This window comes from Collinsella aerofaciens ATCC 25986 (genome assembly GCF_010509075.1).
Classification (GTDB): Bacteria; Actinomycetota; Coriobacteriia; order Coriobacteriales; family Coriobacteriaceae; genus Collinsella; species Collinsella aerofaciens.
Map to the genome: position 1 here is coordinate 1,111,734 of NZ_CP048433.1, position 12,074 is coordinate 1,123,807.

Sequence of the window (12,074 nt, forward strand, 5' to 3'; positions counted from 1 at the left end):
CCTTATTGATTGATGCAGTTGGCCACGCGATCAAAATACGAGCAGGCGGCAATATGCTCTGTTATGCAGCGCTGTCCCTTGACGGTATCGACGTCCCACAGCTCGTAGGCACGCGCCTCGACCAGCACCACGTCGGTACGGTCCTTGAGGATCGAGCCCCCGCCGTCCTTGCCCTCAAGACGCATGAGCGCATCGAACAGTTCCGCCGGAAAGAGCACCGGACTCGAAGGCTCACCGTTGCACGCAAGACGCACCGGATGCTTGCGGCCACACTCGTCAAATGCACGAACCATAGCCTCAAAAGAATCCGAACTCACGAGCGGCTGGTCGCCCGGCAAAAAGAGGCAACCTTTCCAGTTGCGTTCGACTCCCCACGAAAGGCCCGCACGGACGCTTTCGCTGCGCAGCTCGCCATCGTGCAGCACGCACGGGCAATGCTTGTCCTCGCAAATCTGAGCGACCCCGGGCCAACGCGTCGAAACCACGACGTCAAAGCCCCGGGGAACCGAATCGATGGTCCGGGCAATCAGCGGCTCGCCATAGATATCGGCAAGCATCTTGTTAGAGCCAAACCGCTTGCCCTCGCCCGAAGCCATAATGACGCATCCAAGTTTCATGGTGATACCTCCCCTGAAACCATCGTACCCATAACTCGCGCCGCGGGCATCCACATCGAAAGCGCTTATCCCGCACGCCCGCGATACAAAAAAAGGGGCACCCCGCCGGTTGGCAGAGCGTCCCCTTTACATGGCTTACCTCAACCCGGCTTTAGGCCTGGAGCCAACGGGCGGTGTTGCGCTCGTCGAGGGCCTTGAGGGTAGCGGCGGGATCGGCAACCTTCTGCAGGAACATCATGGCAGCGATGGCATACGGCTTGTAGCTGGCCTCCTTGTACATGCCCACGCGGTGCATGTCGAAGACGTCGGCGTTAACCTCGCCGTGCTCGCAGGAGACACCGGAGATGTCGGCGGGCAGCGGGTGCATAAAGATGGTGTCCTGGCCGTTGGCAGTCTTCTCCATGAGCTCGGTCGTAGAGCACCAGTCCTGATGGGTGGCGTTCTGGGCGAGCAGCTCCTTCTCGAGCGCAGCGATGCCGGCGTCGTCGCCCTCGGCGTACAGGTTGGTACGCTTCTCCATGGCGGCAAACGGAGCCCAGCTCTTGGGGATCACGATGTCGGCGCCCTCGAAGGCCTCGGCCATGGTGTTGACCTGCTTAAAGGTGGTGCCGGACTCGGCGGCATAGCCCTTGGCGCGCTCGACGACCTCGGGCATGAGGTCGTAGCCCTCGGGGTGGGCCAGGGTGACGTCCATGCCAAAGCGGGGCAGCAGGCTGATCAGCGACTGCGGGCAGGACAGCGGCTTGCCGTAAGAGGGCGAATAGGCCCAAGTGACGGCAACCTTCTTGCCCTTGAGGTTCTCGAGGCCGCCAAACTCGCTGATGAGGTAGAGCATGTCGGCAGAGGACTGCGTGGGGTGGTCGGAATCGGACTGCAGAGAGATGAGCGTGGGACGGTGATCCAGAACGCCGTCCTCGTAGGCCTGCTGCACGGACTCGGAGACCTCGGCCATGTAGGCATCGCCCTTGCCGATGTACATGTCGTCGCGGATGCCGATGACGTCGGCCATAAAGGAGATCATGGTAGCGGTCTCGCGGACGGTCTCGCCGTGAGCGATCTGGGACTTCTTCTCGTCCAGGTCCTGCAGCTCAAGGCCGAGCAGGTTGGCGGCCTTAGAGAAGGAGAAGCGCGTACGGGTGGAGTTGTCGCGGAACAGGGAGACGGCCAGGCCCGAGTCGAAGATCTTGGACGAAACGTTGTTCTCACGCAGCTCGCGCAGGGCGTCAGCGACGATGTAGAGAGCCTTGAGCTCATCGGTGGTCTTGTCCCAGGTGTGCAGGAAGTCGCTGCCGTACATACCCTTAAAATCGAGGCCGTTCAGCTGCTCGACGAGTTCGGTAAACTTAGCGTCCATGGAAATGTCCTTTCGAAAAGATGAAACGATCGCAATGAGTAGATGTGCTCCGGCATGCGCGTGTGGCTAGAACATGCAGAGCACCATGACGAGGACCCGCCACCGTTGAGGAAGCATGGGAGATAACGACCGCGGGCCCCAAGTCAACAGGGGGTGCCGGGGACACAAGCGGCCCCCGGCTCAACAAAATCGAGGAATGGGACTAGTCGATCTTGTTGTTGGTCAGACCGGCGCGGAACACGGTGGCGTCGCCATCGGCCTGGCTCGGATCGTAGAGGTTCAGGGCAGCCACGTACATGGCGGCAGCGGTGACCAGGTCGTCCTTGTAGGTGACCTCGTTGGGAGCGTGAGCCTGAGACTCGGCACCCGGGCCAAAGCCCACGCAGGGGATGCCATAGCGGCCCTGGATGGAGACGCAGTTCGTGGAGAAGGTCCACTTGTCGCACAGCGGACGACCGATGCGCTTGTCCATGCTGGGCTCGCAGCCGATGCGCTCGTCACCGAACATGGCCTTGTGGGCGTCGACGAGGGCCTTGACGTGCGGAGCGGTCTCCTTGTTGATCCACGTGGGGAAGTAAGCCTCGGTCTCGTAGACCTCGCCGGTCCAGGACGGACGGTCGTACATGTACATGGAGACCTTCACGTCGTCGCCGTACTTCTTGGCGGCCGGCAGGTTGCGAATCTCGTCCAGGCAGGACTCCCAGGTCTCGCCGGCGGTCATGCGACGGTCGATGGAGATGGCGCAGGAATCAGCCACGGCGCAGCGGCTGGGGCTGGTGTAGAAGATCTGGCTGACGGTGCAGGTGCCGCGACCCAGGAAGCGAGCATCCTCGAAGTGCTCGGGATTGTACTTGGGGTCGAGCATCTTGACGAGACCCTTGATGTCGGTCGACTCGTCGCAGCCGTTGTTGTTGAGGGCGCGGACGTCGGCGATGATGTCGGCCATCTTGTAGATGGCGTTGTCGCCGCGGTCGGGAGCGGAGCCGTGGCAGGAGGTGCCGTGAACGTCGACGCGGATCTCCATGCGGCCGCGGTGACCGCGGTAGATGCCGCCGTCGGTGGGCTCGGTGGAAATGACGAACTCGGGCTTAATGCCGTCCTTGTTGTAGATGTACTGCCAGCACATGCCGTCGCAGTCCTCTTCCTGGACGGTGCCGACGACCATGATCTTGTAGCCCTCGGGGATGAGGCCCATGTCCTTCATCATCTTGGCAGCGTAGGTAGCAGAAGCCATGCCGCCCTCCTGGTCGGAGCCGCCGCGGCCGTAGATGATCTCGTCGGTCTCGTAGCCCTCATAGGGATCGGCGTCCCAGTTCTCGATGTTGCCGATGCCGACGGTGTCGATGTGGGAGTCGATGGCGATGATCTTGTCGCCCTCGCCCATAAAGCCCATAACGTTGCCCAGGCCGTCGACCTTGACCTCGTCATAGCCAAGGCTCTCCATCTCGGCCTTAATGCAGGCAACAACCTCACCCTCCTCGCAAGACTCAGAGGGGTGGGAGATCATAGCGCGCAGGAAGCGGGTCATATCAGCACGATGGGACTCAGCAGCAGCCTTGATAGCGTCGAAATCGAGTTCTTTAGCCATTGTTCATAACCTTTCAAACGAAGGAATCTACCTGTGAGGTGGCGGAGCGATACCTATTTACTCCGCCCCAACGATTAGCAAGTGGGATATTCGCCTTCCCAAACAATGCGGCGATACTGGTCGGGATCGGTGTCGCCCTCGGTGGAGAAGCAGAGCACGGAGCTCGTCTTGTCCAGGCCGATGAGTTCCTTGAGCTCGGCGTACTCGGGATCGAGCATGAGGGTCTCGACCAGGCCGGTGGTCACAGCGCCGGACTCGCCGGAGATGACGCGCGGGTCGCCCTTCTCGGGAGCGCCCAGGGTGCGCATGCCGCGAGCGGTGACCCAGTCGGGGCAGGACACGAAGGCGGTGACGTGGTTGCGCAGGATATCCCAGCCCAGAATGTTGGGCTCGCCGCAGCACAGACCGGCCATGATGGAGGGCATGTCGCCGTCCACGATGCGCGGATCGCCGTCGCCGGCGGCAGCGCCCTTGTACAGACAGGCGGCAGGCGCGCACTCAGCCACGACGAAGGTGGGCGGGTTATCGGGATACAGGTTGGTGAAGTAGCCCACCACGGCGCCGGCGAGCGAACCCACGCCAGCCTGGACAAACACGTGCGTCGGGCGGTTGATGGCCATCTCGCGCAGCTGCTCGGCAGCCTCGGAAGCCATGGTGCCGTAACCCTCCATGATCCAGGACGGGATCTTCTCGTAGCCCTCCCAGGCGGTGTCCTGAACGATGACGCCGCGCTCGCAGGCGTCGGCCTCGGCAGCGGCCATGCGCACGCACTCGTCGTAGTTGACCTCTTCGATGGTCACCGTTGCGCCCTCGGCGGCGATGTTATCGAAGCGGGGCTTAGTGGAACCCTTGGGCATGTGAACGACGGCCTTCTGGCCCAGCTTGTTGGCAGCCCATGCCACGCCGCGGCCATGGTTGCCGTCGGTGGCGGTAAAGAAGGTGGCCTGGCCAAAGTCCTTGGCAAGTTGATCGGAGGTCAGGTAATCGAAGGTGCACTCGGCAACGTCCTTGCCGGTCTCGTCGGCAATGTAGTTGGCCATGGCAAACGAACCGCCCAGAACCTTAAAGGCGTTGAGGCCAAAGCGATAGCTCTCGTCCTTAACGCACAGGTTGGACAGGCCCAGGCGCGCAGCCTGGCCGTCCAGGCGGGCAAGCGGAGTGACGGTATATTGGGGGAACGACTGGTGGAAGGCGCGGGCCTTCTTCACGTGGTCGAGGCTCATGATTCCCAAGTGCTTGTCATCGCTCTTGGGCATCGTGTTGCTCGCCCACTGGATCTTATCGGCCATACGGTGAACTCCTTAAGTCCTCTCTTGCCGGCCCCCGCATACGCGTTTCAGCCCATTCCCATTCATGCGACTGAACTTTTATGTGGATGCCAAACAAAAAGTTTGTTAGTAATGTTCTATCACACTTTTTGATTGGTATACCTAACGAATTGTTTGTTGCCGCAATCGGTACTTTTTCGCCGCCGAACGGTCATGAATTGCCTTGTTGATGGATTTGTTTGCGGTCATGTGTGGTTTATGGCACAGTGAGCCCAAACTAATTTTTAGGAAGGCACCTATGACCCCCGCACAGATTGAGTTTTATAAGCGCCTTGCACACGGCCTGGCGCTCCAATTTGGCCCCAACTGCGAAATCGTCGTCCACGATCTGGAGACCGATGACGTGGACCACTCCATCGTAGTGATTGAAAACGGCCACGTCAGCGGGCGCAAACTGGGTGACGGCCCCAGCCATATCGTGTTTGAGTCCATGCACGAGGGCGCCACCGATGTACACGACCGCGAGCCGTACCTCACTAAAACCACCGACGGTAAGCTGCTCAAATCGTCGACGATCTTTATCCGCAACGACGAGGGCAAGCCCGTCGGCATTTTGGGCATCAACTTTGACATTACGCTTATGAAGGCTTTTGAGCGTTCGCTCGACGCCTTTACCGGCACCGGCGGCACGGGCTATACCGAGCCCGAGCCCATTACCAAGAACATCGGCGACCTGCTCGAGGACCTGCTGCACGAGTGCGAGCAGTTTGTGGGCAAGCCCGCGGCACTCATGACCAAAGACGAGCGCATTCGTGCCATTGGCTACCTCGACCGTCGCGGCGCCTTCCTCATTTCCAAGTCGAGCGAGCGCGCCTGCGAGTTCTTTGGCATCTCCAAGTACAGCTTCTATAGCTACCTCAATGAGGCCAAGGCTGCTGCCGGCGACAAGTAGGCACTCGCCTGGATTGCCCCTCCCCTTTTGGGCGCGAGTTCTGGAAAGCACGAATCCAAGACCGAGCCGCTTGGGAAGTTCCATATAATCGATGTCATTAGTATTTCGAAAGGATGGAACAGAATGGCGTTGAGCAAGGCATCATGCACCGGTCGCGGATTGATTCCGGCAATTGGTGGACATGTGCACCGCATGTTCGATGAGAGTGAAGACGACCTGTTTTCGCTGAGCCTTGACGACGTGATGGATGATCGCCCGTGGACCGCCGACGAACTCATGGGCGGCGGGGCTCGCCCGTCAAGTCCCAATCCCGCACTTGCGCCTAAGCCCGCATCTGCGCCGACGCCCGCGCCTACGCCCGCACCCACTTCGGCGCCCACGACCGCTCCCCGCCCCGCAAGCGACCCGTCCGAGACGGCGGCATTTCTCGCTGCGGCGACGCAGGGCAAATCGGCCGACAGCACCGTTATGTACAACGCCCAGCAGTTGCCCGTTCCTGCGGCACGCAAGCCTCCGGTCACAAGGCTCGATGAGCCCGTTGCCCATCAGGTTGCCTACGATTCCTGGGCTGCAACCGATCTGGATGAGACCTCTACCGGCATGCCGGCGCTCGACGTTCCAGTTAACCCGCTTTTTGCCGCCAACACGAGCGCCGCGGACTATGAGGGCGGTGCGGCATATTCCGATTATTCCGATGGCTATGCTGGCAACGGTCGCATCGAGACCGAGAACTATGGCACCGCATCGAGCGATTATCTCAACGATCCGTACGCCGCCACGCCTGCACCGGAATATGACCCGGAGGCCGCGTCCGCGCCGGCGTATACCAAAAGCACGGGCGAAGAGCGCTTTGCCGATTATTACGCCGAGGAAAAGGCGCTGCGTTTCTCGGAATTTCCGCAGGCAGTCAAGGTTGCCTTTATCGCCATTATCATTGCCCTGCTCGGTGTCATTGCGTTTGAGGGGTTCCAGCTGTTCCGCGGCCCCACCCAAGCGGAGTCGGAGACCCAGCAAAAAGAGGACGATAACCAGTACCTGGACATCAACACCCTCAAGGGCGACCCCAACGACGGAGACGACGAGTAGCGAGAGCTGAAGGCGGCCGCAGGATCCCGCATCCAGCACCGGCTTCTAAGTGCTGTTTTGTCATCCAGCTACACTTTTCCGAAGTTTTAAGGTGCCTATTTCGACACTTTTCCGGATTTTATACTCTGTCCCTCCAGATGCGCTTTACGGTGCAGGCGTTGGAAGAAGGGCCATGTGCCGCTGGCGGCCCACATGTTCTGCAGATCAAGCTGCTCGGAGACGGCTCGCGCGAGCCGTCCAGCTGGAAGCTTTTTGCCGACGGTGCGTGCGTTGCGGACGGATCCGGCGCCTTTGCCCGCGAGTGCTTCTGCGAGGGCGCCGAGGTGTTCCTGGACCTGTGTCGCGACGCCGTGCACGCGGCCGAGCTGCACCAGTGGAGCCAGAGGGAGTACGAGCTGCTGAGCGCGGCGCGCGGGATTGCGGGGGTGTAGGTGGGCAGATAAGCCATCGGCAATTCCGAGATGGCAAGGGCCGGGAATTAGATTCCCGGCCTTTAACCTAGCACTGCTTTATAAGATCGAGCACCGCGGGAATGTCATCGGCATTACGAAGAGCAACATAGGTCGGTAGGCCTGGGCCAAATCCACCCTGCGTACGTTTGTCCTGGCACATGTCCTCTGGATCAATTAGGTCATCCACGCTCTTTGCCAGGCCGACGGCAATCCAGCCACCGTTGCTGGTCCTACCTTCTAACACGGCATGCAGTTTTCGCTTGCCCGACCTGAAGCCTACATAGTACTTGGCTATGTAGGACTCCCACGAAGGGTTACCACTCAGAACGGACTCGCGCACCTCATCGAAAAGCTTCTGGTTGAGCCCACCTTCGGCAAAGGTGGGGTGGTTCTCATGCAGAGTCCAGACAGGAGCCTCGTCAGGCTCCCCACGAGAAGGACGGTACTTGTCGACGACGTCTGCCGGAAGGTCGGGATACTTCCATATCTCGCACGCTTCTTTCGCCAGCTCGTCCGCGCGCTGCCCAATCTCTTCCTCACCCCATTTTTCATGCGAGACAATCGATTTGTTTAGGTAGAGCGGGCTGCACTTAAATCCGACGTCAGGCAGATTGAGCTTGTCCGAGAACGACCGGTTTGAGTACTCCTGGTTGTAGCCCGTCAGCGTAAGATTTCCCAAGTTGTTGCACAGCCTGTCGTGGACGTCTTCCCAGTTCTCACCAAGCGATTCCTTCCAGCCGTGCTCATCATCAATCGTCTGGGGCATGATGTGCTCGATCTGGTAATCGTCGGCTGAGATGGACTCCTTCGGGTGGTGCCAGTTCTCCATGCGTTCCAGGTAATAGCGCTTTTTAGAGAAGCGGTTGTAGCAGTCACGCGCCTTAAACTCCTCGACAAAATGCTCGTCTGTCGGAAAGTATGCGGTCATACCGCTGCTGTGGATAAGGAGCATCGCCGTAACGTACTCCTCGATATCGTCCTGCTGCTCGAGATTGCGATACATGCCGGCAAAGAAATTATTTAGGCCCGTGGTAAGTCTGCCGCAAACCGCTCGCCTGAACAGAAACGACTCGATAGTCTCGCAGATACGTAAAAACGCATTGCGGTCTAGTCCATTCCCCTCGTAAACCGAATAAAGCAACATTAAGAGGGGCCTTATCTGCTTCACGTCGAGGCTTACGATTCTGCCGAACACTCGGCGCAGTCCGTCGTCCTTCTCCTTACCAAGGAACAGACTGGCGTATCTATGTGCATACCCGCGCAGCTCCTTAAGCAGGCCCTCGGTGTCACCATCGTAGTCGTCGGCGAAATAGCGCTTAAACTCGTAGTAGGCCTCGTTCTCCTTCGGCATCCTATTGGGAACTTTAAGCCACAGCCAGTACCAGATAAATGCATTGAACTCGTCCTCGCCGCCTTTTCCGAACAAGCACTCGAGTGGATGCCAATAACCCTCATAAAGCTTGGTCTGTTCGTCGTTGGGAAGCGACATTAGAACGTAGTTACGGATGAGGTCAATGGGCGTGAGCGGCTTGCCCTTGGAGTTCATGGACTCAAATATGAGCTGGGCATTATCAACGCCAGCGGTGAGCTTAGTGTCGATGACCTGCACGCGGTTTAGCCCCGCCCAAAGCCTTGCCGGGTCAAATGATTTACCACGCATCTTCTCGCGGAAGAACGCATGGTTCTCGACAATCCGATCCGATTTTTCATCTGGCACGGGAGCCCCAGACACGATGGAGAACAGCGTCTCTTTATCGTCCTGCGAGAGCACCAGCTTGTAGCGTGCCAGACCGTTGTAGTCGTCATCGTTAAAGAGGTAATTTTTCCTCAGCGCCGAGATTTTGAGGTCGCCAAGGAAGCCAGCCTTGTCGGGGTTGCTCTCCAAATAGTCAGCCAAAGCTGCAATCATCAACGAAAACGTCGTCATGCGCTGCTGTCCGTCAATCAGAAGCACGCGCGAAATGCTCGTGGCAGAGCTCTCGGACTCGGGGATATAAAGCATTGACCCCACGAAGTGCGATACGCCATCACGACCCGCTCGCATGACGTCATCCCAAAGCACCTCGCACTCTTTTACACTCCACGAGTAAACTCGCTGGTACACGGGAATGACAAACTGCATCTTCGCCACGCCCATAAGGTCGAGCAGATTCGCCTCGGTTGCTTTCATTTACGCTTGTCCCCTTTCTTGTTTACGCCGCTTGCGGTCAGTCCCCCACTGAACGAAAGACGCTAAAGACCAGAGCATCGAAGCGCTGGAGCAACCGGGATGCTCGTCTCACTAGATTTTACAACGCTTGTCGCGAATACAGTTGAAAGCCAATCCGGTTCCGATGGCTCCCCCTATGAGAAGCACGTGGACACTAAGGGACGCGTTCTGAGCGACAAGTGCATCGCGGACGAGGTTCCGTTTGGGATTCCGGAAAGCTGGGCCTGGGCGAGATTTAGTGAAGTCATTGGAATTGCAGCGCGTTTGGTCGACCCGTTGAAATATCAGGACTTTCCTCATATCGCGCCTGACAACATCCAAAAAGGCACCGGAAAGCTCTTGTTCTGTCATAGTGTTAAGGCCGACGAGGTTAAGAGCGCCAATCACCTGTTCTCTGCAGGACAGATTCTCTATTCGAAGATTCGTCCAGCTCTTCGAAAGGCGGTTATCGCCCCTTTTGATGGGCTGTGTAGTGCGGATATGTATCCGCTCAACACCAAGCTGCAACCTGAATATGTCCTCACGGTTCTCCTCAGCAATTTCTTCACTGAGGAGACGCTTAAGGGTGATACGCGTGTCAAAATGCCAAAGACTAATCAGAAGTCATTGAACGTCATTCTGGTCCCAGTTCCGCCTCTCGCCGAGCAGCGCCGCATCGTCGAGCGGGTGAACGAGCTCATGCCCCTGGTCGAGGAGTACGGTGAGCTCGAGGACGCCCGCGAGGAGCTCGACGCCGCGCTGCCCGGCCGCCTGCGCAAGTCGGTGCTGCAGCTGGCGGTTCAGGGAGGGCTCGTGCCGCAGGACCCCGCAGACGAGCCCGCCGGCGTTCTGCTGGAGCGCATCCGCGGGCAGCGCCGGCAGCTCGTGGCCGAGGGGGAGATGAAGGCCCCGAAGGGCGGTGAGTCGATCATCTTCGCCGGTTCCGATGGCCGCCGCTATGAGAAGAGGGTGGACGCCAGGGGCCGCGAGTCCGAGCCCGTCTGCATCGAGGACGAGATCCCGTTCGAGATACCCGAGAGCTGGGAGTGGGCGAGGCTCGAGAGCGTCACCACTTACATCCAGAGGGGCAAGTCGCCGAAGTATTCGACCGTCGAGAAATACCCCGTGATCGCCCAAAAGTGCAACCAATGGAGCGGATTCTCCGTGGAAAAGGCGAGGTTCATCGACCCAGCCACCGTATCCAAGTACGCGGATGAGCGGATTCTGAAGGATGGTGACCTTCTCTGGAACTCGACCGGCCTCGGCACGTTGGGCAGGATGGCGGTCTATGACTCGGCGAAAAACAGATACGGCTGGGCCGTCGCCGACAGCCACGTGACGGTGATCAGGACGCGGGAAGATTGGCTTGATCACCGGTTTGCCTTCGCCTATTTCGCGGGGCCGTCAGTCCAGTCTGAAATTGAAGACCAGGCAAGCGGCAGCACGAAGCAGAAAGAGCTTGCGCAGGAGACGGTCAGAAACTACCTAATCCCAGTTCCGCCCCTCGCCGAGCAGCGTCGCATCGTTTATGAAGTTGACTGGCTTTTCAAAATACTTGTCTAACTGTTTTCATGACCTCGTCGAAAGGAAGATGTCATGAGAATGTTTGTACAATACTTGCAGGAAAAGGGTTATGCGGAAAACACTGTTGATTCTTATTCCTTTGCAATATGCCAGCTTATCGATAAAACTCAGTCTCTAACAAACCAGTCACTTCTTGCGCACAAAGAGTGGCTGGTTTCTTCATTCGCTCCGAAAACGGTTAACAACCGCATCGGCGCAATTAACACCTACCTTGATTTCATCGCTTTCGATGGAATCCGACTCAAAGGAGTGCGAATTCAACAGAAGCCGTTTCTCGACAATGTCATCAGCAATGAACAATACATGCAGTTAATCAGCGGCCTGAAGCAAGACGGTGATTGGTTTTGGTATTTCATCGTTCGCTTTCTTGGTTGTACGGGTGCGAGAGTAAGTGAGTTAAGACAGTTCAAAGTAGAACACGTTACCGCTGGATATATGGACATTGTTTCAAAAGGCCAGAAGCTCAGGAGAATTTGGATACCTGACTCTTTGCGTGAAGAAAGTCTTACATGGAAAGCCAAGCCAATGAATGGCCTTCTATTTCCAGGCAAAAACGACAACGCGATTACTTCGCGCGGCATATCCGTAGGGTTGAAGCGTGCCGCACTGCGCTATGGCGTCGACCAAGACGTCGTATACCCGCATTCATTTCGGCACTTGTTCGCAAAAAACTTTATCAACCGCAACCCAGATATTTCACTGCTTGCTGATCTTATGGGACACGAAAGCATTGAGACAACGCGAATCTATCTGCGGCGCACTGCCGATGAACAGCGCGCCGCGGTTGATGAAGCAGTCAATTGGTAAGAGCAAATACTTCGGTGACTCTAGAAACAATTCGTTTCTGCTCGCTGGCCGGGGGAACAGTGTTAGCGCCGGGCGATTTTAGCCGCTAATAGTCAAACGATTTTGACCAATCCCGGTCACCGAATAATGGCCACCGTGCCTCCCCGCCGCCACTACGCTGGTGGTGCCAACACGCCGG

General features: G+C 58.1%; 10 protein-coding genes. 5 read left to right on the forward strand and 5 right to left on the reverse strand.

The features are described from left to right. Positions 1–2: 2 nt before the first annotated feature. From GXM19_RS05150 to dpaL, 4 genes are all read right to left on the reverse strand, one after another. Positions 3–617, reverse strand: coding sequence for a nucleotidyltransferase family protein (locus tag GXM19_RS05150; protein ID WP_006235255.1), 615 nt, complete (start codon positions 615–617; stop codon positions 3–5). Positions 618–768: 151 nt separating this feature from the next. Continuing rightward, entirely contained in the window at positions 769–1,971 is a 1,203-nt protein-coding gene (ygeW, locus tag GXM19_RS05155) for a knotted carbamoyltransferase YgeW (protein WP_006235254.1), read from the reverse strand. Positions 1,972–2,173: 202 nt separating this feature from the next. Continuing rightward, positions 2,174–3,559, reverse strand: coding sequence for a YgeY family selenium metabolism-linked hydrolase (locus tag GXM19_RS05160; protein ID WP_006235253.1), 1,386 nt, complete (start codon positions 3,557–3,559; stop codon positions 2,174–2,176). 74 nt (positions 3,560–3,633) lie between these two features. Further along, positions 3,634–4,848, reverse strand: a complete 1,215-nt coding sequence (dpaL, locus tag GXM19_RS05165) for a diaminopropionate ammonia-lyase (RefSeq protein ID WP_006235252.1) — start codon at positions 4,846–4,848, stop codon at positions 3,634–3,636. Positions 4,849–5,125: 277 nt separating this feature from the next. Here dpaL and GXM19_RS05170 point away from each other — a divergent pair, with 277 nt between their 5' ends. The 3 genes from GXM19_RS05170 to GXM19_RS05180 all read left to right on the forward strand — a co-directional run bounded on the left by GXM19_RS05170 (position 5,126) and on the right by GXM19_RS05180 (position 7,296). Beyond that, a complete protein-coding gene (locus tag GXM19_RS05170; RefSeq protein WP_040359230.1) occupies positions 5,126–5,779 on the forward strand; it encodes a helix-turn-helix transcriptional regulator in 654 nt (217 codons plus the stop codon). A 123-nt stretch (positions 5,780–5,902) separates the two neighbouring features. Further along, complete coding sequence (locus GXM19_RS05175; RefSeq protein ID WP_040359227.1) at positions 5,903–6,865, forward strand: hypothetical protein; 963 nt, start codon at positions 5,903–5,905, stop codon at positions 6,863–6,865. A gap of 158 nt (positions 6,866–7,023) precedes the next feature. Beyond that, positions 7,024–7,296 carry a hypothetical protein gene (locus GXM19_RS05180; protein ID WP_147293056.1) on the forward strand — a complete coding sequence of 91 codons (273 nt, stop codon included), beginning with the start codon at positions 7,024–7,026 and terminating at the stop codon, positions 7,294–7,296. 67 nt (positions 7,297–7,363) lie between these two features. Here GXM19_RS05180 and GXM19_RS05185 read toward each other — a convergent pair whose 3' ends face one another. Then, positions 7,364–9,487 (reverse strand): DUF262 and DUF1524 domain-containing protein, encoded by a 2,124-nt coding sequence (locus tag GXM19_RS05185; RefSeq protein WP_006235248.1) that lies wholly within the window; start codon positions 9,485–9,487, stop codon positions 7,364–7,366. A 186-nt stretch (positions 9,488–9,673) separates the two neighbouring features. Between GXM19_RS05185 and GXM19_RS05190 the strand changes: the two genes are divergently transcribed. Continuing rightward, entirely contained in the window at positions 9,674–11,068 is a 1,395-nt protein-coding gene (locus tag GXM19_RS05190) for a restriction endonuclease subunit S (RefSeq protein WP_147293057.1), read from the forward strand. A 33-nt stretch (positions 11,069–11,101) separates the two neighbouring features. After that, on the forward strand, positions 11,102–11,896 hold the full coding sequence (locus GXM19_RS05195) for a tyrosine-type recombinase/integrase (RefSeq protein WP_006235246.1): 795 nt from the start codon (positions 11,102–11,104) through the stop codon (positions 11,894–11,896). Positions 11,897–12,074: the final 178 nt, after the last annotated feature.